Consider the following 20,740-nt stretch of genomic DNA (forward strand, 5'->3'; position numbering starts at 1 on the left):
GATCACTGCCCCGGCTGTTCGAGGCGGACGTCGCCGAAATCGACCATGGTGCCGAGCACCTGGAGATAGGCGATCAACGCGTCCATCTCGGTCAGCCGGTCGGGCTGGCCGTCGAAATCGCCGACCTTGGCCTTGGGGTAGCGGACGAGCAGGGCATCCGTCCCCTCGCCCGCGGCCTGAGCTTTGATGTCCGCCTCGGCGTCGCGGACCATTTCGTCGCTATAGGGCACGCCGACGCCGCGCAACGCCATCAGGTGATCCCTGATATCACTGGTGACCAGGTCCTTGTTTCTGAGGAAGGCGTAGGACGGCATGATCGATTCCGGCACCACGCTGCGCGGGTTTTCGAGATGGGCGACGTGCCAGGCGTTGGAATAGCGGCCGCCGACGCGGGCGAGATCGGGCCCCGTCCGCTTCGAACCCCAGAGGAAGGGGTGGTCGTACATGCTCTCGGCCGCGATCGAATAATGGCCGTAGCGGTCCACCTCGTCGCGGAAGGGCCGCACCATCTGGCTGTGGCAGACGTAGCAGCCTTCGCGCGTGTAGATGTTGCGGCCGAGCTGTTCGAGCGGGCTGTAGGGCCTGACGCCCTTGACCGGCGTGATCGTGGTTTCGACCTTGAACAGGGGCACGATCTCGACGAGGCCGCCGATCGAGATGACGATCATGGTGAGCAGGAGGAGCAGAAGCGAGCTGCGCTCGATCGGGCCGTGATTGAAACGGGACATGAGCTCTCCTCCCTCAGGCGATGGCCGGCGCTTCGGCCCGCATCCGGGCGGAGGCGGGCTGGCGGATCGTCATCACGAAGTTGATCGCCATCAGGACGGCGCCGGCGACATAGAGCAGGCCGCCGAAGGCACGGGTCAGGTAATAGGGGTGCAGCATGGCGACGCTGTCGGCGAAGGAATACTGCAGGAAGCCGAAGGCGTTATAGGCGCGCCACATGAGCCCCTGGGTGATACCCGAGATCCACATCGCCGAGATGTAGAGGACGATGGCGATGGAGGCGAGCCAGAAGTGCCACTCCACGAGTTTCGTCGACCACAGAGGCCGGCGCCACAGACGCGGCACCATGTAGTAGAGGGCGCCGAAGGCGATGAAGGCGACCCAGCCGAGGGCACCGGAATGGACGTGGCCGATCGTCCAGTCGGTGAAGTGGCTCAGCGCATTGACCGGCTTCAGGGCCATCAGCGGGCCTTCGAAAGTGGCCATGCCGTAGAAGGCCACGGCGACCACCTGGAAGCGCAGGATCGGGTCCTTGCGCAGTTTCCCCCAGGCGCCCGAGAGCGTCATGATGCCGTTGATCATGCCGCCCCAGGACGGCATCCACAGCATGATCGAGAAGGCGGCGCCGAGCGTCTGGGTCCAGTCCGGCAGCGCCGTGTAATGCAGGTGGTGCGGCCCGGCCCAGATGTAGAGGAAGATCAGGGCCCAGAAGTGCACGATCGACAGGCGGTAGGAATAGATCGGGCGTTCCGCCTGCTTCGGCACGAAGTAATACATGATGCCGATGAAGCCCGCGGTCAGGAAGAAGCCGACGATGTTGTGGCCGTACCACCACTGCACCATGGCATCCTGCGCGCCGGAGAATTCGGAATAGCTCTTGGTGCCGGCGATCGAGACCGGCAGGGCCAGGTTGTTCACGATGTGCAGCACGCCGACGGTCACGATGAAGGCGAGATAGAACCAGTTGGCGACATAGATGTGGGGTTCGCGGCGGCGCGTGATGGTGCCCATGAAGACCGCGAAATAGGCGATCCAGACGACCAGCAGCATCAGGTCGGCGTACCATTCCGGTTCCGCATATTCCTTGCTCTGGGTGAACCCCATGACGTAGCCGCTGATGGCGACGACGAGGAACGCCTGGTAACCCCAGAAGACGAAATTGGCCAGTCGCTTGCCGCCCCAGAGGCCAACCTGGCAGGTCCGCTGCACGACATAGAGCGACGTGCCGATCAGGGCGTTGCCGCCGAAGGCGAAGACCACAGACGTGGTATGGACCGGCCGCCAGCGCCCGAAGGTGAGGAATTCGCCGCCGTTCAGATCGGGAAAGCACAGCAGGGTGGCGATGAAGGTGCCGACCGAGAAGCCGAACAGCGCCCAGACCACGGTCGCCACGGTGAAGCGCTTGATGATCGCCTCGTTGTAGCCGGGGATGGCTTCCTGCACTGGCTTGGCCGGTGGCGATGCGACGGAAACGGTCATGACGGTCGGGTCCTGGGCTGGAAAACGGGTGCGGTACCGCGCAGGTCAGCGGCGCGGCGGGCGGAACGAAGACGTCCGGCGCCGCAATGCGACGGGTCTCGTGTCACACCGGATTTTGTCGAGGATGGGAAGCGGCGCGTGCCGCGCGATCAGGCGGGAGCGGGCGGTCCCGTGGCGTCGGGAGCGATGACGCCGGGGGGAGCACCGGCCCGCGCAACACCAGCCATCGCATCGGCGGCGGGGTCATAAGCGACGGGGCGGGCGAAGGCGGGCAACAGGGCCGCCGACAGGCCGCCGGCCAGCATCGGGCAGTTGCTCTTGCAGCAGCCGATGGATTTGGCGGCATCCGGGGGCTTCGAGCCGGCAATCGCCTCCGCGCTATCGCCGGCGCAGAGACTGCCGTCGATCAGCGCTGCCAGGCGGGCGGCCGCATTGGCAGACGGCGTCGCCAAGCCGGCGAACACCACCTGGAGCAGCAACGACAACGCCGCGACGGCCGCTGCACCGCAGCGCCACCCGTTACACCGGTAAGCAACCAACAGACGCCCTCTCAGCAACTCGATTTAGTATACTTCGAAATTGCAGGGTCATGGTGCGACGCATTGCCCCTTTTCGCAAGTGCGAGAACACCAGCCGAGCGCAACCCGTAGTAGGCGTTCGCGCTGGCAGGCAGAGTGCCGGACGGAACTTTCCGGGCTGGACAAAATCGATATGTCCATTATTCTCGACATATGGAAAGCGAATCTGCCATCACCGCCTTTGCCGCCCTGGCCCAGCCGACCCGGCTCGACGTCCTGCGCCTTCTGGTGTCGCGGGAGCCGGACGGCATGGCGGCGGGCGACATCGCGCGGGCGCTGGGCGTGCCGCACAACACGATGTCGACCCATCTGGCCATCCTGGCGCGGGCCGGCCTCGCCGCGGCGGAGCGCGTCAGCCGTTCCATCGTCTATCGCGCGGAGGTCGGCACGGTCCGAGCCCTCGGCGCCTATCTGACCGAGAGTTGCTGTGGCGGCCACCCGGAACGCTGCCGCCCGGCCGTGCAACCATCGCCCGTTCCACCCTGGAGTTCGGCCATGCCCGATCGCATCTACAACGTCCTCTTCCTGTGCACCGCCAATTCGGCCCGCTCGATCATGGCGGAAGCAATCCTGAACCGGGACGGCGGCGGCCGCTTCCGCGCCTATTCCGCCGGCAGCCACCCGCGCGGCACGGTCGCCCCGCTCGCCCTCCAGGTCCTCTCCAGTTACGACTACCCGACCGAGGGTCTGCGCTCGAAAGACTGGGCCGAATTCGCCGCCGAGGGGGCGCCGGTGATGGATTTCGTCTTCACCGTCTGCGACAACGCGGCGGGCGAAGTCTGCCCGGTCTGGCCCGGCCAGCCGATGACCGCCCATTGGGGCATCGAGGACCCGGCCGCCGCCAACGGCAGCCCGCTGCAGCAGGAAGCCGCCTTCGTCGCCGCCCTCCGCTACCTGCGCAACCGCATCGCCGCCTTCGCCGCCCTGCCCCTGACCAGCCTGGACCGCATGGCCCTCGGCGCCAGGCTGCGCGAGATCGGGCGGAGCGAGGGCGCCACCGCGCCGCGGCCCGACGTCGCCTGAACCCCCCAGAGAACCCGGTCATGGACGTCGTCATCTATCACAACCCGGCCTGCGGCACTTCGCGCAACACGCTCGCCCTGATCCGTCATTGCGGGGTCGAGCCCCATGTCGTCGAATACCTGAAATCGCCGCCCAGCCGCGCCATGATCCGCAACCTGGTCGCGCGCATGGGCCTGCCCCTGCGGGATGTCATGCGTCGCAAGGGAACTCCCTTCGACGACCTCGGCCTGGACGATCCCACCCTGTCCGACGACGCCCTGCTCGACGCGATCGAGGCCCATCCGATCCTGCTGAACCGGCCGATCGTGGTCTCGCCCCTGGGCGTCCGCCTGTGCCGGCCGTCCGAAGCCGTGCTCGACCTCCTGCCCCCACCCGGCCCCGGCGAATTCCGCAAGGAGGACGGCGAACTCGTCCTCGACGCCGCCGGCCGGCGCGTTTCCCCGTAAAGGTGTTTCCATGTCCCTGTTCGAGCGTTGGCTGAGCCTCTGGGTCGCCCTCTGTATCGTCGCCGGCGTCGTCCTCGGCCATCTGATGCCCGGCGCCTTCCAGGCCATCGGTGCCGCCGAGGTCGCCCGCGTCAACCTGCCGGTCGCCGTGCTGATCTGGCTGATGATCGTGCCCATGCTGGTGAAGATCGATTTCGCCGCGCTGCGCCGGGTCACCCGCCATTGGCGCGGCATCGGCGTCACCCTCTTCGTCAATTGGGCGGTGAAGCCCTTCTCCATGGCCCTGCTCGGCTGGCTCTTCATCGGCCACCTGTTCCGCGGCCTGCTTCCGGCCGACCAGATCGACAGTTACGTCGCCGGTCTCATCATCCTGGCCGCGGCGCCCTGTACCGCCATGGTCTTCGTCTGGTCCAACCTGACCAAGGGCGAACCGGCCTTCACCCTGTCCCAGGTGGCGCTGAACGATGCCATCATGATCGTCGCCTTCGCGCCCATCGTGGCCTTCCTGCTGGGGCTTTCGGCGATCACCGTGCCGTGGGACACGCTGGTGCTCTCGGTCGGCCTCTATATCGTGGTGCCGGTGATCGTCTCGCAGATCCTGCGCCGCGGCCTGCTCGCCCGGGGCCCCGCCGCCCTCGACCGCTTCCTGAAGACCGTGCAGCCGCTCTCCCTCGTCGCCCTGCTGGCCACGCTGGTGCTGCTGTTCGGCTTCCAAGGCGAACAGATCCTGGCCCAGCCCCTGGTCATCGCCCTGCTCGCGGTGCCGATCCTGATCCAGGTCTATTTCAACGCCGGGCTCGCCTATCTGCTGAACCGCGCCGCGGGCGAGGCCCATTGCGTGGCCGGACCCTCGGCCCTGATCGGCGCCTCCAACTTCTTCGAATTGGCGGTCGCCGCGGCGATCTCCCTGTTCGGCTTCCAGTCGGGTGCGGCACTGGCGACCGTGGTCGGCGTGCTGATCGAAGTTCCGGTCATGCTGACGGTGGTGTGGATGGTCAACAGGTCGCGCGGCTGGTACGAGCGGCGCCCGGGCGGTGGGGTGCAGCCGTCATAATTCGAGAATTGTCGAAATATGGCTTGACGCCTGCGCTCGCGGGCGCCAGCCTATTTCCATGGATCTCGAATTATCGGCACAGCAGCTCGAAGCCCTCGGCAATGCGACCCGGCTGGCGCTCTATCGCCACCTGGTCCGCGCCGGACATGCCGGGCTGCCGGTCGGCAGCCTGCAGGAGCGCATGGGCATTCCGGCCTCGACCTTGTCGCACCACCTGAAGCGGCTGGTGACGACGGGCCTGGTGACCCAGGAACGCCAGGCGACGGTGCTGATCTGCCGGGCCCATTATCCGGCTATGCGAACCCTGGTCGGCTTCCTGGCGGACGAATGCTGCGCCGACGAAGGCTGCGGGAGCGGAAAGTGACCACCGTCGTCCTGCCGGCCGAGCAGCCGGAGCATCGCCCGCCCCGGGCCGCGAGCCTGTTCATCACCGGCCTCGGCATCGGCCAGATCTGCTCCTGGGGCACGCTCTATTACAGTTTTCCGCAGATCGCCACGGCCATGGGCGCCGACCTCGGCTGGTCGAAGACCCAGCTCTATGGCGCCGCCACGCTCGGCCTCACCTTCGCCGGCCTGGCCGCCTGGCCGGTCGGTGCGGCGGTCGACCGCGGTCACGGCCGCCTGGTGATGACCGCAGGCTCGCTGCTCGCCGGCCTGATGTTCCTTCTGTGGTCGCAGGTGGACGGGCTGGCCCTGTTCTATCTGGCGATCGCCGGCATCGGCGCCCTGCAGGCGGCAACGCTCTACGAGCCCGCCTTCGCCGTGGTCGCCCGCCGGGCCGGCCCGCTCGACGCCCGGGCCGGCATCACCGCCCTCACGCTGTGGGGTGGCTTCGCCTCCACCGTGTTCATCCCCCTGGTCCAACTTCTGCTCGACCATATCGGCTGGCGTCACACGCTGATCGTGCTCGGCGCCGTCAACCTGATCCTCTGCGCCGGCCTCTATGCCGGGGTGATCGACCGGCGCCGGGATGCCCCGCGTCCCTCGATCGCCGGAGGGAAGGAGGACAGCCGGGGCGCCACCGCAAGGGCGCTGCGCACGCCGGCCTTCTGGGGCCTCGCCCTGGCCTTCACCGCCTATGCCGCGACCTTTTCCGCCTTCACCTTCCACCTCTACCCGTTGCTGGGCGAGCGGGGCTTCGACAGCGCCACCGTGGTCGCCGCCATGGCCGCCATCGGCCCGGCCCAGGTGGCGGGGCGGATCGCCATCTGGCTGCTCGCCCCGACCGCCTCGGTGCGGCGCATCGGCAGCTTCGTCGTCCTGGTCTTTCCCCTCGCCCTCGGGCTGCTCGCCCTGCTGCCGCCGGTCTTCGCCTCGGCCGTGCTGGTGGCCCTGCTCTATGGTGCGGCCAACGGCATCATGACCATCGTGCGCGGCCTGGCCGTGCCCGAGATGATTACCCGCGAAGCTTACGGCGCGGTCAACGGCGCGCTGGCCACGCCCTCGATGATCAGCCGGGCGCTCGCCCCCGCGGGCGCCGCCTTGCTGTGGGCCGCGACCGGCGGCTATGACGCGGTGTTGAGCGCCATGATCGGCGGCTCGCTGCTGCTGGTCGGCGGCTTCTGGGTCGCCGCCCGCAGCTCGGCACGCTAGGACCTGCCGACGCTGCGCCTGAATACCATCCCGTTGCCGCGCGGATCGACGGCGCCTTCGATCACGCCGTCAACATCGCGCCCATGGCGATCGAAACCGCCCGCGGCATTCGGCGGAACGTGAAGGCGACTCCGGTCGCGGAGATCACCGGCAAGCTGCCGTTCGCCATCGCCTCCCGCCCTGGTCGAAGGCACCGGGGCGGGTCGTTGCCCGCCCCGCCCCTTTTCAGGACGCGACCCGGCGTTTCCGCGCCGCCGTGCGGTCGGCCAGCAGGCACATGATCTCGAAGGCGAGATTGGCCGCGACCAGCGCGGTGGTGCCGCTCTGGTCCAGCGCCGGCACCACTTCGACCAAATCGGCGCCGATCAGATCGACACCGCGGAGGCCGCGCAGGATGCGCTGCGCCTCATAAGTGTTGATGCCGCCGATCTCGGGCACGCCGGTGCCCGGTGCGCAGGAGGGGTCTAGGGCGTCGATGTCGAAGGTCAGGTAACTCTGGCCATCACCGAGCACAGTGCGGATCTCGGCGGCGACGGCATCCGGCCCCTTGTCGCGCAGGAAATCCATGCCGATGTGGCGCACCCCCTGGGCGAAGAGCCAGTCGTGCTCGTCCTCGGAAAAGGCGGTGCCGCGGATGCCGACCTGGACCACCCGCTTGGGATCGAGCAGGCCCTCCTCGATCGCGCGGCGGAACTGGGTGCCGTGGGTATAGCGGGAGTTTTTGTAGTAATGGTCGTACATGTCGGTATGGGCATCGAAATGCACCATGCCCAGCGGCCGCTCCCGCCCCAGCACCCGCAGCATCGGGAAGGAACAGAAGTGGTCGCCGCCGATCGCCAGCGGCACGGTGCCCCGGGCGGTGATGCGACCGATGAAGTCCTGCAACTGCTGCAGTGTCGTGTCGAATTCGACCGGGTTGGTGGGCGCGTCGCCGACATCTGCGATGCGGGCGATCTCATAGGGATTCAGGTGGAAAGTCGGGTGGAAGCTGCGCAGCAGGGTCGACATTTCGCGGATCTGGCGCGGCCCATAGCGCGAGCCGTTCCGCGTCGTGGTGCCGCCGTCCCAGGGCAGGCCGAAGAGCGCGACGTCGAGCCCCTCGTCACGGTCGAGCGGGATATGGGGCAGGCGCATGAAGGTGGCATGCCCGGAGTATCGCGCCAGTTCCATGCCGGAAATCGGCATCGGGTTGTCGTTCATGGTATTCATTCCTCGACACTGGACATTCGGGTTCCCAATTCGGAGCGGACGAAGCGCCGACAGGCCTCCGTCTGCGGATCGCGCAGCACCTGGTCGGGCGGGCCGGTCTCGCCGATCTGGCCCTGATGCAGGAAGACGACCCGGCTGGAGACGTCGCGGGCGAAGCGCAATTCGTGGGTGACCAGCACCATGGTGATGCCGCCCTCCGCCAGATCGCGGATCACCCGCAGCACTTCGGAGACGAGTTCGGGATCGAGGGCGGAGGTCGGCTCGTCGAGCAGCAGGGCCTTCGGCTCGATCGCCAGCGCCCGGGCGATCGCGGCGCGCTGCTGCTGGCCGCCCGAGAGCTGGGCCGGGAAACAGGCATGTTTCTCGCCGATGCCGACCCGCTGCAGCAGGGCATGAGCCCGCTCGACGGCCTGTTCGCGCGGCACGCCCAGCACATGGACCGGCGCCGCGATGACATTCTCCAGGATCGTCATATGGCTCCAGAGGGCGAAATTCTGGAACACCATGCCGAGGCTGGAACGGACTCGCCGGATCTGCCGGGCATCGACCCCGCCGGCCTTCTTGCGCCGGTCGAAATGCAGCGCCTCGCCGTCGATGACGATGTCGCCGCTGTCCGGAATCTCGAGCAGATTGAGGCAGCGCAGCAAGGTGCTCTTGCCCGAGCCGGAGGAGCCGATCAGGGTGACGACCGAACCTTCCTCGGCATCGAGGTCGATGCCCTTCAGCACAGTGAGATGGTGGTAGGACTTGACGAGATCGCGCACCCGGATGCGCGGCAGGACCTCGGCCATCAGCGTGCCCTCCCGCCGAGCAGACGGATCAGGCTGCCGCCCGGCCGGCGCTCTGTCGTCCAGTCGAAACGCCGTTCCAGCCGGCCCTGGAACAGGGTGAGCACGGTGACGATGACGAGGTAATAGACCGCGGCGGCGGCATAATATTCCTGGAACTGGAAGGTGGTCGCGACCGCCTGATTGGTCACCGTCATCAATTCCTGAAGCGAGATCACCGAGGCGAGCGAGGTCGCCTTCAGCAGGGTGATGAATTCGTTCACCGTCGGCGGCAGGGCGACGCGCGCCGCTTGCGGCAGGGTGACCAGGCGGAAGATCTGCAAAGGGTGGAAGCCGAAGGCGGTGGCGGCCTGGATCTGCGCCCGGTCGACCGCATTCAGCGCAGCCCGGTTGATCTCGACCTGATAGGCCGCCTCGTTCACCACGAGGGCGATCCAGGCCGCCATGAAGGGCGTGTACCAGGATTCGCGGAACACCGCGCTGAACTGCGGCATGGCATTCCAGAAGAACAGCATCCAGAGCAGGGTCGGAATGGCGCGGAAGATCCCGACATAGAGCCGGATCGCGGCCTTGAGCAGCCGGCTGTGGGAATTCAGCCCGAGCGCCATGGGTACCGAGATCAGGATGGCCCCGGCGTGCGCGGACGCCGCCAGGGCCAGGGTGATCAGGGCCGCCTTCATGAAGACCCAGGAGAACAGGGGCGTCAGGAAGACGTCGAGATCGAAGTTCATGAAGGCTTACCGTCCGGAATGCTTTTGGTTACTTCGAGACGTCGAGGTGATCCACCGCCAGGTGCCATTTCTCGACGATCTTGGCCAGGGCCCCACTCGCCTTCAGCGCGGCGACGGCGTCAGCCACCGCCTTGGTATCGTCGCCGCTCTTCCGCAGGTAGACGCCGAACTTCTGCGTATCCTCGAAGACGTGGACGGTGGCCAGCGTGCCGGGAGCCTGGAGGTCGCGATAGGCGACTTCGGTGTCCTGGGTCGTCGTCGCGAAGGCGCGGCCGAGCAGGACCTGCTGGATGCCGTCGGACGCCTTGGGATAGAGCTGGAGGTCGACTTCGGGAAGGCCCTTGGCCTTGAGATCGGCGTTGATCTTCTCGAACCATTTCACGAATTCGGTGCCGGTCTGCACCGCCACGGTCTTGCCCGAAAGTTCGTCCATCGAGGCGAGCGGGGCGGTGCCGCCCTTGGCGATCAGCACCGAGCTGGTGGCGAGATAGGGCACGGCGTCGAATTTCTTGGTGCGTTCGGCGGTGACGAACATGCCGCTGACCACGGCGTCGCAGCGACCGGCTTCGAGCGAGGGCAGCAGACCGGCGAAATCCATGTTCACGATCTCGGGCGTAATGCCCCAGGTCCCGGCGATCCCCTTGATCAGCTCGACGTCGAAGCCGATCGGCTCCTTGTCGCCCGACTTCTCGAAGAATTCCATCGGCGGGAAGGTCGCGTCGACGCAGAACACGGCCTTGCCCTTGGCGGCGAAGGCCGGAACCTCGGCCGCTTGCAGGGATCCGGCCGCCGTCAGACCGGCGACGAGAGCGATGGCGGCAATCCTGATGCTCATAATGGTCGTCCTCTCTAGGCTTGGAATGAAATGTTCGATGCGGCCTGCCGGCGGCGATGCCGGTCGACCATCACTTCGAGGAGTTCGAAGGCCATGTTGGCGGCGACGCGCGCGGTGCCGTCGGTCGGGTCGAGCGCGGGCGAGATCTCGACCACGTCGGCGCCGACGATATCGAGCCCCTTCATGCCCCGGATCATCACCTGGGCGTCGCGCGGCGTGTAGCCGCCGATTTCCGGCGCGCCGGTGCCCGGGACATAGACGGCATCGATGCCGTCGACGTCGAAGGAGACATAGCAGGGACCGGTGGCGACCCGCCGGATTTCGGCGATCACGCCGGCCGTGCCGAGCTCGAAGAATTCGTCGATGGTGATCACCCGCATCCCCGAGGCGAGCGAAAAGGCGAGGTCTTCCTTGCCGAAGCGCGGGCCCCGGATGCCGATCTGGATCGAGCGCTTGGGATCGATCAGCCCCTCCTCCACCGCACGGCGGAAGGTCGTGCCGTTGTTGTAGCGCTGGCCGTAGAAGCCCTCGTAGGTATCGGTATGGGAATCGAAATGGACCAGGCCGAGGGGGCGGTCCTTGGCCAGCGCGCGGAGCACCGGCAGCGTGACCAGATGATCGCCGCCGATCGCCAGCGGCAAGGCGCCTGCGCCATGGATGGCGGCGAAGAAATCGGTGATCTGGTCCATCGCCTGCAGGATGTCGAGCGGGTTCGAGGCGGCGTCGCCCACATCTGCGACCCGGCAATCCTCGAAGGGACTCTGGTTGTTCAGCGGATGCACCGGCCGGATCGCCTGCATCGAGACGTCGCGCACCGCCCGCGGCCCGAGACGCGACCCGTTGCGTCCCAGGGTGCCGCTGTCGAAGGGAATGCCGCAGAGGGCGATGTCGAGCCCTTCGGGCGTGGCCGCGATCGGTACCCGGAACATCGAGACATGGCCGGCAAAGCGCGGCGTGTTCAGGGGGGACGGCGGGGTGTGGCTCATGCTTCGCTCCTAGAGATCGGCGACGGCGGTGGTCTGCGCCGGATCCTGGTGCCAGTCCCAGTAGCGTCGCTCGATCCGGGCGGTAACCGGTCCCATCCCGCCGTCGCCGATGGCGCGGCCATCGATCTCGCCGACCGGCATGATCCCGCCCGCCGTGCTGGTCAGGAACACCTCGTCCGCCTGGCCGAGGCTTGCGGCGGCGATGGGACGCGGCTCGACCGCGATCTCCAGGCTCTCGCAGATGTCGAAGACGGTCGCCCGGGTAATGCCTTCGAGGACACCCCGGTCGGGTGTCGCGACGATGCCGTCGAAGACCGCGAAGACGTTGAAACCGAAGCCTTCCGTCACATCCCCCAGGGCGTCGACCAGCAAGGGCAGGTCGGCGCCGCCGTCGAGCGCTTCGATCTGCGCCCGGGTCAGGTCGAGCCAGTGGTAATTCTTGATCCGCGGATCGACCGATTGCGGCGGGATCCGCTGGATGTCCGAGACATGGAGACGCGCCGCGCGCCCCCTGGCGGCAGCATCGAAGATCCGCACATAAGGAATGGCATAGACATAGAGCGCATTCTTGAACCGGCGCGGGTCCCGCGTGCCCGCGGGCGGTACGCCGCGGGTGCAGGTCATCGAGACATAAGCGTCGTCCAATCCGCCGCGCCGCACGCATTCCGCCAGGATCGCGGCGAGTTCCGCGCGTGTAACCGGCAGGGACATGGAAAGGGCACTGACCGAGGCCTCGAACCGGTCGAGGTGACGGTCCAGGCGGAAGAAACGGCCGCCGGTCACCGCGACGACGTCATAGGTCGCATCGGACTTGGTGAAGCCCCAGTCCAGCAAGGGAACGCTTGCCTCTTGTAGGGCGACAAAGGCCCCGTTTACATAGGCTGCCCCCTGACCGGTACTCATGGACGCCCTCGCTCCGAACTCGACCCCATGACGGTAGCGTGAATTTCGCCCGAAGCAACATTTTTCCGCTATAATGGAAAAAAGACACCCAGAGAGACTCATGGCGCGACGACAGAAGAGCGAGGCGACAGCGGCCACAGCGGAAGAGGCGATCGCCCCCGAAGCGGCCTTCGGCAAGCGGATCCGCCTGCGGCGGCAGGAACTCGGCCTGACGCTGGAGGAAGCGGCGCAGCGCAGCGGCCTCGGCCGCAGTTTCATCAGCGAGATCGAGCGCGACATGGTCTCGCCCTCGATCGCCTCGCTGCTCAAACTGTGCCGGGCGCTCGACCTCGGCCTGCGCGACCTGTTCGACGAGCGGCCCTCGACCCTGATCCGCCGGGCCGAGCGCCGCCGGGTCGGCCTCGGCGGCCACGGCTTCACCGATTTCGCCCTGACGCCGCGGAATTCCCGGCGCATGCTCGCGACCTGGACCGAGCTCGCACCCGGCGCCTATGCCGGCGTCGATTTCTATTCGCTGGAAGCGGAGGAGGAATTGATCCTCGTCCTCGAAGGCGAACTCGTGGTCCGCTTCGAGGACGAGCCGGAAGAGATCGTCATGGAGGCGGGCGACGCCCTGACCCTGGACCCGCGCAAGCGCCGCATGATCGGCAATCACCTGAAAGACAGGAAGACCATCGCCGTCCTCGTCTACACCCCGCCGCCGTCATGAGCCGGGCGCGCGTCGGACCGCGGCGGCATCCGCCAGGAGACCGTGGAGCCCGGCCCAGCGGTCGAAGGCGGCGAGCGTCTGCGGCATGAAGCGGCCGGCGGTCATGATGTGGCCGGAGCCGGCCGGCTCGGCATAGGTGGCATCCTTGCCGAAGCGCCGCGCCGTCGCCATGCTGGCGCGCTGGCGTGGCGACGTGCTGGGCGGCTGCGTGCTGAACCCCTGAGACCGGCTAGTCCACCCGCCCCCGTTCGGCCAGAAAGTCGAGCAGGGCGCGCACCCGGGACGGCAGCGGGCCGCCCTGGCCGATGTGAATGGCGTGGAATGTTTCCCGGTCGCCGGGGTTCAGGTGTTCCAGCACCGGAACCAGGCGGCCGGCAGCGATATCGGCCCGCACCGTGAAAACGGCCAGACGGGCGAGCCCGCTGCCGCCGAGCGCCAATTGGCGGAGAGCCTCCCCGTCGCTCGCCTGCACCCGGCCGGCGGGCGGGACGGCGGTGGTCTCGTCCCCCTGGCGGAGGGGCCAACCCTCGACACTGCGAACATAGCCGAAGCCCAGGCAATCGTGGCGGGCGAGATCGGCCGCGGTCGCCGGCACGCCGGCCCGCGCGAGATAGGCAGGGGCGGCCACGATCACCATGGCGGCATCGCCGAGCTTCCGCGCGATCAGGCTGGAACTCTTGAGCGGGCCGGCGCGTACCGCCACGTCGGTCCGTTCGGCCAGGAGGTCGACGACCGCGTCCGTCTGCACGAGATCGATCGTGATGCCCGGATGGCGGACCAGGAATTCCGGCAGGATCGGCGCCAGCACATGGGTGACATAGGAGGCGCTGGTATTGAGCCGGATGCGGCCGACCGGCCGTTCACCGGCGCCGGCGCTCCGCTCCGCATCCTCGATGTCGGCCAGGATGCGGGTCGCCCGCTCGTAGAAGGCGCTGCCTTCGGCGGTCAGCCGGAACGCCCGGGTCGAGCGATTGACCAGCCGCACGCCCAGGCGGGCCTCCAGCCGCGCCACCAGCTTGCTCACCGCCGACGGCGTCATGTGGGAGACGCGTGCCGCGGCCGAGAAGCCACCCTGCTCGACCACGCGGACGAAGACGTCCATCTCGCCCGAACGATTGATCTCCGCCCGCGCCATTTAGTCCTTCAATTCACAGATGATGTTCCGATGAGCATTCTATCTCATAGGCGAGGCAAGGCCTATCTCCTGTCCCGAACGACAAACTTTCGAGACGGATCATGCCGCCTGCCCTCTATGCCCTGACCGCCGGTGCCTTCGGCATCGGAGTCACCGAATTCGTCATCATGGGACTGCTGCTCGAGATCAGCGCCGACTTCGGCGTGTCGATCGCCTCGGCGGGCCTGCTCATCTCCGGCTATGCCCTCGGCGTCGTGGTTGGTGCGCCGGTGTTGACCGTGCTGACCGCGCGCTGGCCGCACAAGACCGTGCTCCTCACCTTGATGGCGATCTTCGTCGCCGGCAATGCCGCCTGCGCCCTGGCGCCGAGTTATGGCGTCCTCATGGCGGCACGGCTCCTGACCGCCCTCGCCCATGGCACCTTCTTCGGCGTCGGCTCGGTCGTGGCGACCGGCTTGGTGGCGGCCGATCGCAAGGCGTCGGCGATCGCCGTCATGTTCACCGGCCTGACCGTCGCCAATATTCTGGGCGTCCCCCTGGGCACCTGGATCGGCCAGTCGTTCGGCTGGCGCGCGACCTTCTGGGCCGTCACCCTCGAAGGTATCGCCGCCTTCGCCATCATCGCCCTTCTGGTACCCAAGGACGACCGCGTCCAGGCGGCCGAGGCCGGCGGCTGGCGCACCGATCTCGCCCTGGTGCTGCGCCCGCCCGTGATGCTGCGGCTGCTGACCACGGTGCTCGGTTATGCCGGCGTCTTCGCCGTCTTCACCTATATCGCCCCCATGCTGACCCGCATCAGCGGCTTCGGGCCGGCCGCCGTCTCGCCCATCCTGCTGGTCTTCGGCGGCGGGCTGGTGGTCGGCAACCTGCTGGGCGGCAGGCTGGCGGACCGGAGCCTGGTCGCCACGATCTTCGGCACGCTCGCCGCCCTTGCCGTGGTGCTCGCCCTGATGATGCCGGGCCTCGGCCTGCCGGCCGCCGCCGTCATCCTGACCGGCCTGCTCGGCGTTGCCGGTTTCGCCACCGTGGCGCCGCTGCAGATCTGGGTCCTGTCGAAGGCGGAAGGCGCCGGACAGAGCCTCGCGTCCTCCTTCAACATCGCCGCCTTCAATCTCGGCAATGCGATCGGCGCCTGGGCGGGCGGCGTGGTGATCGATCACGGCCCCGGACTTTCCTTCGTGCCGCTGGCCGCCGCGGTCTTCCCCCTCGCGGCCATGGCCGTCGCCCTGCTGGCGACTCGGACGGGCCGAGAGGCAAATCCAGCCACCGCGCCGGCCTGCCCGAACTGATGCCGCCGAAAGGAAGCCCGTCGTGAACGATCACCCACCCGGCCGCGCCGGCCTGAAGGTGCCTGTTCTGAACTTCGGCACCGTGACATCCGGCGGTGCGGCAACGGCCGCAGCCTCGACCAGGCTGCGGTCGAGGATCTGGAATGCCGGCTCCAGCGCCGCGCGCGTCGCCGCGACCGCCCGCTGACGAGACCGGCCCGCCGTCTCGATTGTACCGACGGTCACTCCAGCTCCCAGACGTAACGCAGCCGTATCCAGGCCGGGTGCGGCTGTCCGCCGGTGAGGCCCGGCTTGAAACGGCAGTCCGACAGCGCGGCGAGAGCCGCGGCATCGAGTGCCGCCGAGCCGCTCGAGCCTTCGAGGGCGCTATCGGTCACCCGGCCGTCGACATCGATCAGCAGGCGCATCTCGACCGTTCCGGTCTCGCCCCGACGCCGTGCCGCAGGCGGATAGGCCGGGGCCCGGCATGAGATCGCCGCCGGCTCGGCAGTGACACCGCCGGCTGCCGCGGGCGCGGCCGGCCCCGGGGGACCAGGCGCCGCCGGAGCCGCCGCGTCCGCGACCGGATCACCGGGCACCACCGGCGGGCTCGCGGCCTGGGCGCCCCGCCCGGCCGCCAGGGCTGGGAAGACTGCCGGGCCTTGCTGGAACAACTGCTGCCGCGGATCGAGGGGCATGGCACCGTGCTCTGCTTGGCGCCCCTGGCGCCGGCCGAGGGGGTGTTCTGCGCCACGGCCAAGGATTGCTATCTCATGGCCAATGCGGTCGAGCATCCGTCCTTCGGCCTGCATCTGGCGACCGCACCGCTGACCGCCAGTGGCGAGACCGGCCATGCCACCTTCATCGTGCTGAACGGCCGGCTCGACCATATCCACCTCGACGAACCCGGCCTGCTGCCCCTCGGCACCTCCGGCACGGTGGACCATGCCGACATGCGCCGCCACCTGGCGGCGATCAGCTACCGAAACTACGCCACCGTCGTGCAGCGCTGCCTGCCGGCGGTCGACGACGATTATGCCCTGCGCGCCGCCGCCCAGGCCGTCGCCTTTGCCGCGGACCACTATCTGCCCGTCGACACGCGATGAGGAGGCCGCCATGACCGAAGCCGAACGCCAGCGCATCATCGAAAACGTCATCGCCGACTGCCGCCCATTGGTGGCGGCCCATGGCGGCGACTTGTCCTTGCACAGTATCGAAGAGACCCGCGTGCGGGTACAGATGACAGGCAGGTGCATGAATTGCGCCCTGGCCGGCCAGACACTGGGCGCCATCCGCCGGCGCCTGACCGCGGCCCTGGGCGAACCCCTGCTGGTGGTGCCCTATTCGGGCGACTGATCGCAGAAGCGACCTGACCTGCCCCTTCGCTTCACGCTGTCGAGAACTGAAATCCGTGGCCGGTGAGATCTGGGCCCGCTTCCTCCAGGCGTTTAGTCCCGGCATTTGGTCGGTCGGGTCGTGGGGATCTCCCATGTCGAGGGCCGAGAGGTTCTCGAAACGCCAGACCACTCGAGAGCGAAGCCGGGTGTCGCTGGCGGGGCCGGCCGGTCACCGATCATGACCGACTGCCGGTCAGCGCCCCGTCCAGTCCGAATTTGCGGATCTTGGCGTAGACCGTGCTCTTGGCGAGGCCGGCGCGGCGCGCCGTCGCCGTGAGGTTACCCCGGCAGGCGCGGATCATTGCCAGAAGGGCATCGCGCTCTGCACGCTCGATGGCCGAAAGACCGGCCGGGGACTGCATGCCGCCGCCGAGACAATCCGCCACGCGCGCGGTGATGTCGGGAGGCAGGTCGCGCAGGCCCAGTTCCGGGCCGGTCGCGGTCAGCAACATACTTTCGATCACATTGCGCAGCTCGCGAATATTGCCCGGCCAATCATAGTGCATCAGGCGGTCGATGACGGCGGGTGCGATGCCGACCGGCGGGGTGCCGTGTTTTTCCGCCAGTTGCCGGACGAAATGCTCGGCCAGTTCCGGAATGTCGCTGCGCCGATCGCGCAGCGCCGGCACGGTGATGCCCACCACGGAGACACGGTAGTAGAGATCGAGGCGGAAGCGCCCGGCCTCGACCTCCTTGCGAAGGTCGCGATTGGTTGCCGAGACGAGACGGAAGTCGACCTTGCGCGCCTGGGTCTCGCCGATGCGGCAGACTTCGCGCTCTTCGAGGACACGCAGGAACAGCGGCTGAAGGTCGAGCGGCATCTCGCCGATCTCGTCGAGGAAGAGGGTGCCGCCGTCCGCCGCCTCGATCTTGCCACGCATACCGCCCTTGCGGGCGCCGGTGAAGGAGCCCTCGGCATAGCCGAAGAGTTCGCTGGTCAGGAGATCGCGCGACAGGCCGCCGCAATTGAGGGCGACGAAGGGCCCGCTCGCCACCTTGGAAGCGTCGTGCACGCTTCGCGCGAAGACTTCCTTGCCGACACCGGATTCGCCGAGCAGCAGCACCGGGGCGACACTGGCCGCGACCCGGCGGGCCCGTTCGACCGTATCCGCCAGCGCGGGATCGTGCCCGACGATGCGCCCGAACGCCGAGACACTGCGCGTTTCTTCCGAGGCGGGGCGGCGCGGCTTCGCGTGGCGGGCGTGATGGCCGGGCACGATCATCACGGCGCCCAGGCGCTCGGCGCCGTCGTGGACCGGGGTCAGCCATTCCTGGCGGAACCAGGGCCGCAGGCGCGAGGGACGGGGGGCGTCGCGGCGCCAGTCGAAATTCATCGCGGCCAGGCCGGCTGCCGCATCCTCCCGCGCAGCGCCGAGGTCGCGCAGCATGGCGACCACATCCGTATTGGCCTTGATCGCCCGGCCGTGGCGGTCGAACACCACTACGGCGTCGGTCGAGCCCGCCGCCAAGCGGTCCATGCTGCGTTCGAGCAGGCGGTAGCGGATATCCATCTCGATCTGGGCGAGGCGGTTCTCGATGCGGGCGGCCGTCGCCACCACCAGGGCCATCGAATGCCGGCTATAGGATTTGCGCAGGCCCGAGACGTCGACGGCGCCGATGATCGAGCCATCGCAAGGATCGCGGATCACCGCGGCCGAGCAGGACCACTGCTTGATCCCTTCGCAGAAATGCTCGTTCGAATGGATCTGGATCGGCTTGCCGGTCTCGATCGCGGTGCCGATCGCGTTGGTGCCGCAGGTGAATTCGCTCCAGTTGGCGCCCGGCACCAGGTGGATGTTCTCGGTCGCACCGCGCAGCGACGTGTCGCCCTCGAGATTGAGGATCAGGCCGGCCGGATCGGCCAGGACCATCACCGTCCCCGTCTCCTGCAGGAAATGGCGGGCCGAGGCCATGACCGGCGCGCCGGCATCGATCAGTTCGAGGCAGCTCTGGCGGATCGACTCGAATTCGTCGCCCGGCACCGGCGGCGGCGCCCGGTCGCGGCGGTGATCCACGTCGGCACCGATGCAGCGGCGCCAGGAACTGCCGACCGGGTTGCGCACGCTGGCCAGCGCCCGCAGGTCCCGCTCTGCCAAGAAGTGTTCCCACCGGGTCATGACGACGCCGTCGTCTTCCGGGGCGGAAAACAGCTCTTCGCGAGCGCCTGTGGTCATATCGTCCTCCCAGACGGCTTGGTCCCCGGCGATCTGATGTCGCCGCTCACGGCTTCGGCGCTCTTCGTCGCCGGGCACAGGAGAGACCGGTCGGGCCCCCTGCCCCACCACCTTCCCGTACGGGGAAGACCGATGTCGCCACCGGATTTCGACGTCATCCTATTCATCGCGACCAGCGCTTTGCAAGCAAATTACCAGTTCTCATGACAAATGGCGACGCCTATACATGAATCTTCATCAAGTCGATACAACTTTCGACCAATTATCGATCACCATTTCTTCCTGATCGTTCGATTTTCGAACGGTCCGGTGACGACAAACGGTCAGTTTAGCCATGCCCAATATTGGCCTGCTCTTTGCGTGTAGCGGCTCCAGACCTCGCCACGTGAAGGCGAGCAAACTCCGGAGGACCCCATGGAGACCCGCGCCAAAGACCGCCTCAGCGCGGCCCGCGACGACGGCCGCATCCCCGTCAGCCTGCTCACCGGCTTCCTCGGCGCCGGCAAGACCACCCTGCTCAACCGCCTGATGCGGCACGAGGCGATGGCGGGCACCGTCTTGCTGATCAACGAATTCGGCGAGATCGGCCTCGACCACCACCTGGTCGAGACCCTGGACGAACAGACCGTGCTGCTCGATTCCGGTTGCCTCTGCTGCACCATGAACGGCGACCTGATCGAAGCCCTGAAATCGTTGCACGAGCGGATGTCGCGGCGCGAGATCCCGCCCGTCCGCCGTATCGTCATCGAAACCACCGGGCTCGCCGATCCCGTGCCGGTGGTCAATACGCTGATGGAGAACCGGCACATCGCCCTCCGCTATGTCTGCGACGGTATCGTCACCGTGGTCGACGCTACCCTCGGGCTCGACCAGCTCGCCCGCCATGACGAGGCCCTGCGCCAAGCCTCGATCGCCGACCTCCTGCTCCTCGGCAAGGCGGATCTGGCGGGGCAGCCGCAGCGGGCGGCACTGGCGACGGCATTGCGCCGGATCAACCCGACCGCCCCGTTGATCGAGATGCGGAACGGCGATGTCGGGCCGGACCAGCTGTTCGGCGCCGGGCTCTATGCCGCCGGCCGGGAGCGGCGCCCGATCGGCGACTGGCTCGGTCTGCCCCGCGGCCACCGGCACCAATGCGACCACGGCGGCGACGGCGACTGCGGCTGTCACGACCATGTGCACCCCCCCGTCAGGGTCTCTCCCCGGGGGCACCACGGCGACGGCATTGCCAGCTTCGTGGTGACGCTCGACGGGCCGCTGCCCTGGCGGAGCTTCGCCGTCGCCATGGGCCAGTTGCTGGCGCGCCACGGCGATCGGCTCCTCAGGGTGAAGGGCCTGGTGCGCGCCCTGGGCGACGAGGCGCCGGTGGTCGTGCAATGCGTGCGCGACAATGCCTATGCACCGGTGAAACTGCCGCGCTGGCCGGCCGATGGCGGCTTCGCCGACCGGCAGAGCCGGCTCGTCTTCATCACCGACGGTCTTTCGGCCGACGATGAGGCTGAGATCCGGGCCCGGCTCGCCGCCCTGCCGGGCGACAGCGCTTCGGTCCAGATCCTGGCCCAGCAGCCGAACCTGCCGACCCGCTGCTGGCTCGACGCGCGCTTGCCAACCTTGCATCGCGGCTCCTTCGAGACGACCGGCTGGGTGGTCATGCCGCGCCGCTTCACCGCGGCCGTGCGCGGCTGACGGCAAAGGGCCCGCCGGAA

At 68.0% G+C, this 20,740-nt stretch carries 24 protein-coding genes; 10 read left to right on the top strand and 14 right to left on the bottom strand.

Going from position 1 to position 20,740, the window contains the following annotated elements; all coding sequences use genetic code 11:
* Positions 1 to 2: 2 nt before the first annotated feature.
* The 3 genes from ccoO to WC493_RS04920 all read right to left on the bottom strand — a co-directional run bounded on the left by ccoO (position 3) and on the right by WC493_RS04920 (position 2,684).
* Positions 3 to 728, bottom strand: a complete 726-nt coding sequence (gene ccoO / locus WC493_RS04910; protein WP_373063121.1) for a cytochrome-c oxidase, cbb3-type subunit II — start codon at positions 726 to 728, stop codon at positions 3 to 5.
* Between the two features lie 13 nt (positions 729 to 741).
* Entirely contained in the window at positions 742 to 2,205 is a 1,464-nt protein-coding gene (gene ccoN / locus WC493_RS04915) for a cytochrome-c oxidase, cbb3-type subunit I (protein WP_373063123.1), read from the bottom strand.
* A 149-nt stretch (positions 2,206 to 2,354) separates the two neighbouring features.
* Positions 2,355 to 2,684, bottom strand: coding sequence for a hypothetical protein (locus tag WC493_RS04920; RefSeq protein WP_373063125.1), 330 nt, complete (start codon positions 2,682 to 2,684; stop codon positions 2,355 to 2,357).
* Between the two features lie 252 nt (positions 2,685 to 2,936).
* On the opposite strand from WC493_RS04920, the gene WC493_RS04925 reads away from it, so the two are divergent.
* Genes WC493_RS04925 through WC493_RS04945 form a run of 5 tightly spaced genes read left to right on the top strand, consistent with a single transcriptional unit; the run spans position 2,937 to position 6,899 of the window.
* On the top strand, positions 2,937 to 3,806 hold the full coding sequence (locus tag WC493_RS04925; RefSeq protein WP_373063128.1) for a metalloregulator ArsR/SmtB family transcription factor: 870 nt from the start codon (positions 2,937 to 2,939) through the stop codon (positions 3,804 to 3,806).
* Between the two features lie 20 nt (positions 3,807 to 3,826).
* Positions 3,827 to 4,252, top strand: coding sequence for an arsenate reductase (glutaredoxin) (gene arsC, locus WC493_RS04930; RefSeq protein ID WP_373063130.1), 426 nt, complete (start codon positions 3,827 to 3,829; stop codon positions 4,250 to 4,252).
* 10 nt (positions 4,253 to 4,262) lie between these two features.
* Positions 4,263 to 5,306 carry an ACR3 family arsenite efflux transporter gene (gene arsB, locus WC493_RS04935; protein WP_373063132.1) on the top strand — a complete coding sequence of 348 codons (1,044 nt, stop codon included), beginning with the start codon at positions 4,263 to 4,265 and terminating at the stop codon, positions 5,304 to 5,306.
* A gap of 58 nt (positions 5,307 to 5,364) precedes the next feature.
* On the top strand, positions 5,365 to 5,670 hold the full coding sequence (locus tag WC493_RS04940; RefSeq protein ID WP_373063134.1) for an ArsR/SmtB family transcription factor: 306 nt from the start codon (positions 5,365 to 5,367) through the stop codon (positions 5,668 to 5,670).
* The gene (locus tag WC493_RS04945; protein ID WP_373063136.1) at positions 5,667 to 6,899 is read left to right on the top strand and encodes an MFS transporter; all 1,233 of its coding nucleotides are present in this window, start codon (positions 5,667 to 5,669) and stop codon (positions 6,897 to 6,899) included. The genes WC493_RS04940 and WC493_RS04945 overlap by 4 nt, the downstream gene beginning before the upstream one ends.
* Before the next feature lie 225 nt (positions 6,900 to 7,124).
* Here the strand turns inward: WC493_RS04945 and speB (WC493_RS04950) are convergent, their stop codons facing one another.
* The 6 genes from speB (WC493_RS04950) to WC493_RS04975 are packed head-to-tail and all read right to left on the bottom strand — an operon-like array spanning position 7,125 to position 12,351.
* Positions 7,125 to 8,099 (bottom strand): agmatinase, encoded by a 975-nt coding sequence (gene speB, locus WC493_RS04950; RefSeq protein WP_373063138.1) that lies wholly within the window; start codon positions 8,097 to 8,099, stop codon positions 7,125 to 7,127.
* Between the two features lie 5 nt (positions 8,100 to 8,104).
* Positions 8,105 to 8,899 (bottom strand): ATP-binding cassette domain-containing protein, encoded by a 795-nt coding sequence (locus WC493_RS04955; RefSeq protein ID WP_373063140.1) that lies wholly within the window; start codon positions 8,897 to 8,899, stop codon positions 8,105 to 8,107.
* A complete protein-coding gene (locus WC493_RS04960) occupies positions 8,899 to 9,627 on the bottom strand; it encodes an amino acid ABC transporter permease (RefSeq protein WP_373063142.1) in 729 nt (242 codons plus the stop codon). The genes WC493_RS04955 and WC493_RS04960 overlap by 1 nt, the downstream gene beginning before the upstream one ends.
* A 28-nt stretch (positions 9,628 to 9,655) precedes the next feature.
* The gene (locus WC493_RS04965) at positions 9,656 to 10,462 is read right to left on the bottom strand and encodes an ABC transporter substrate-binding protein (protein ID WP_373063144.1); all 807 of its coding nucleotides are present in this window, start codon (positions 10,460 to 10,462) and stop codon (positions 9,656 to 9,658) included.
* A gap of 14 nt (positions 10,463 to 10,476) precedes the next feature.
* Positions 10,477 to 11,448, bottom strand: a complete 972-nt coding sequence (gene speB / locus WC493_RS04970; protein ID WP_373063146.1) for an agmatinase — start codon at positions 11,446 to 11,448, stop codon at positions 10,477 to 10,479.
* Between the two features lie 9 nt (positions 11,449 to 11,457).
* Positions 11,458 to 12,351: an aminotransferase class IV gene (locus WC493_RS04975; protein WP_373063148.1), complete on the bottom strand. Its 894-nt coding sequence runs from the start codon at positions 12,349 to 12,351 to the stop codon at positions 11,458 to 11,460.
* 100 nt (positions 12,352 to 12,451) lie between these two features.
* Between WC493_RS04975 and WC493_RS04980 the strand changes: the two genes are divergently transcribed.
* On the top strand, positions 12,452 to 13,060 hold the full coding sequence (locus WC493_RS04980) for a helix-turn-helix domain-containing protein (protein WP_373063150.1): 609 nt from the start codon (positions 12,452 to 12,454) through the stop codon (positions 13,058 to 13,060).
* On the opposite strand, the gene WC493_RS04985 is transcribed toward WC493_RS04980, so the two are convergent.
* Together WC493_RS04985 and WC493_RS04990 are read right to left on the bottom strand one after the other, a co-directional pair.
* On the bottom strand, positions 13,055 to 13,231 hold the full coding sequence (locus tag WC493_RS04985) for a hypothetical protein (RefSeq protein WP_373063152.1): 177 nt from the start codon (positions 13,229 to 13,231) through the stop codon (positions 13,055 to 13,057). The genes WC493_RS04980 and WC493_RS04985 overlap by 6 nt on opposite strands.
* Positions 13,232 to 13,289: 58 nt before the next feature.
* Complete coding sequence (locus tag WC493_RS04990; protein ID WP_373063154.1) at positions 13,290 to 14,195, bottom strand: LysR family transcriptional regulator; 906 nt, start codon at positions 14,193 to 14,195, stop codon at positions 13,290 to 13,292.
* A gap of 101 nt (positions 14,196 to 14,296) precedes the next feature.
* On the opposite strand from WC493_RS04990, the gene WC493_RS04995 reads away from it, so the two are divergent.
* Positions 14,297 to 15,484, top strand: coding sequence for an MFS transporter (locus WC493_RS04995; protein ID WP_373063156.1), 1,188 nt, complete (start codon positions 14,297 to 14,299; stop codon positions 15,482 to 15,484).
* Between the two features lie 30 nt (positions 15,485 to 15,514).
* Here the strand turns inward: WC493_RS04995 and WC493_RS05000 are convergent, their stop codons facing one another.
* A complete protein-coding gene (locus WC493_RS05000) occupies positions 15,515 to 15,709 on the bottom strand; it encodes a hypothetical protein (RefSeq protein ID WP_373063158.1) in 195 nt (64 codons plus the stop codon).
* A complete protein-coding gene (locus WC493_RS05005; protein WP_373063160.1) occupies positions 15,706 to 16,161 on the bottom strand; it encodes an energy transducer TonB in 456 nt (151 codons plus the stop codon). Before WC493_RS05005 ends, WC493_RS05000 begins: the two co-directional genes overlap by 4 nt.
* On the opposite strand from WC493_RS05005, the gene WC493_RS05010 reads away from it, so the two are divergent.
* Both WC493_RS05010 and WC493_RS05015 read left to right on the top strand, forming a co-directional pair.
* Positions 16,126 to 16,569, top strand: a complete 444-nt coding sequence (locus WC493_RS05010) for a TIM barrel protein (RefSeq protein WP_373063162.1) — start codon at positions 16,126 to 16,128, stop codon at positions 16,567 to 16,569. The two genes, WC493_RS05005 and WC493_RS05010, sit on opposite strands and share 36 nt — an antisense overlap.
* A gap of 10 nt (positions 16,570 to 16,579) precedes the next feature.
* The gene (locus tag WC493_RS05015; protein ID WP_373063164.1) at positions 16,580 to 16,819 is read left to right on the top strand and encodes a NifU family protein; all 240 of its coding nucleotides are present in this window, start codon (positions 16,580 to 16,582) and stop codon (positions 16,817 to 16,819) included.
* Between the two features lie 217 nt (positions 16,820 to 17,036).
* Here the strand turns inward: WC493_RS05015 and WC493_RS05020 are convergent, their stop codons facing one another.
* Positions 17,037 to 19,034, bottom strand: a complete 1,998-nt coding sequence (locus WC493_RS05020) for a sigma-54-dependent Fis family transcriptional regulator (RefSeq protein WP_373063166.1) — start codon at positions 19,032 to 19,034, stop codon at positions 17,037 to 17,039.
* A 414-nt stretch (positions 19,035 to 19,448) separates the two neighbouring features.
* Between WC493_RS05020 and WC493_RS05025 the strand changes: the two genes are divergently transcribed.
* A complete protein-coding gene (locus tag WC493_RS05025; protein WP_373063168.1) occupies positions 19,449 to 20,720 on the top strand; it encodes a GTP-binding protein in 1,272 nt (423 codons plus the stop codon).
* Positions 20,721 to 20,740: the final 20 nt, after the last annotated feature.

Source organism: Zavarzinia sp. (genome assembly GCF_041650655.1).
Taxonomy (GTDB): Bacteria; Pseudomonadota; Alphaproteobacteria; order Zavarziniales; family Zavarziniaceae; genus Zavarzinia.

Bases quoted from the DNA above. Each gene is read 5' to 3' on its own strand.
- ccoO (WP_373063121.1), bottom strand. From the start codon at position 728: ATGTCCCGTTTCAATCACGGCCCGATCGAGCGCAGCTCGCTTCTGCTC.
- ccoN (WP_373063123.1), bottom strand. From the start codon at position 2,205: ATGACCGTTTCCGTCGCATCGCCACCGGCCAAGCCAGTGCAGGAAGCC.
- WC493_RS04925 (WP_373063128.1), top strand. From the start codon at position 2,937: ATGGAAAGCGAATCTGCCATCACCGCCTTTGCCGCCCTGGCCCAGCCG.
- arsC (WP_373063130.1), top strand. From the start codon at position 3,827: ATGGACGTCGTCATCTATCACAACCCGGCCTGCGGCACTTCGCGCAAC.
- arsB (WP_373063132.1), top strand. From the start codon at position 4,263: ATGTCCCTGTTCGAGCGTTGGCTGAGCCTCTGGGTCGCCCTCTGTATC.
- WC493_RS04940 (WP_373063134.1), top strand. From the start codon at position 5,365: ATGGATCTCGAATTATCGGCACAGCAGCTCGAAGCCCTCGGCAATGCG.
- speB (WP_373063138.1), bottom strand. From the start codon at position 8,099: ATGAACGACAACCCGATGCCGATTTCCGGCATGGAACTGGCGCGATAC.
- WC493_RS04955 (WP_373063140.1), bottom strand. From the start codon at position 8,899: ATGGCCGAGGTCCTGCCGCGCATCCGGGTGCGCGATCTCGTCAAGTCC.
- WC493_RS04960 (WP_373063142.1), bottom strand. From the start codon at position 9,627: ATGAACTTCGATCTCGACGTCTTCCTGACGCCCCTGTTCTCCTGGGTC.
- WC493_RS04965 (WP_373063144.1), bottom strand. From the start codon at position 10,462: ATGAGCATCAGGATTGCCGCCATCGCTCTCGTCGCCGGTCTGACGGCG.
- speB (WP_373063146.1), bottom strand. From the start codon at position 11,448: ATGAGCCACACCCCGCCGTCCCCCCTGAACACGCCGCGCTTTGCCGGC.
- WC493_RS04975 (WP_373063148.1), bottom strand. From the start codon at position 12,351: ATGAGTACCGGTCAGGGGGCAGCCTATGTAAACGGGGCCTTTGTCGCC.
- WC493_RS04980 (WP_373063150.1), top strand. From the start codon at position 12,452: ATGGCGCGACGACAGAAGAGCGAGGCGACAGCGGCCACAGCGGAAGAG.
- WC493_RS04985 (WP_373063152.1), bottom strand. From the start codon at position 13,231: ATGGCGACGGCGCGGCGCTTCGGCAAGGATGCCACCTATGCCGAGCCG.
- WC493_RS04990 (WP_373063154.1), bottom strand. From the start codon at position 14,195: ATGGCGCGGGCGGAGATCAATCGTTCGGGCGAGATGGACGTCTTCGTC.
- WC493_RS04995 (WP_373063156.1), top strand. From the start codon at position 14,297: ATGCCGCCTGCCCTCTATGCCCTGACCGCCGGTGCCTTCGGCATCGGA.
- WC493_RS05005 (WP_373063160.1), bottom strand. From the start codon at position 16,161: ATGCCCCTCGATCCGCGGCAGCAGTTGTTCCAGCAAGGCCCGGCAGTC.
- WC493_RS05015 (WP_373063164.1), top strand. From the start codon at position 16,580: ATGACCGAAGCCGAACGCCAGCGCATCATCGAAAACGTCATCGCCGAC.
- WC493_RS05020 (WP_373063166.1), bottom strand. From the start codon at position 19,034: ATGACCACAGGCGCTCGCGAAGAGCTGTTTTCCGCCCCGGAAGACGAC.
- WC493_RS05025 (WP_373063168.1), top strand. From the start codon at position 19,449: ATGGAGACCCGCGCCAAAGACCGCCTCAGCGCGGCCCGCGACGACGGC.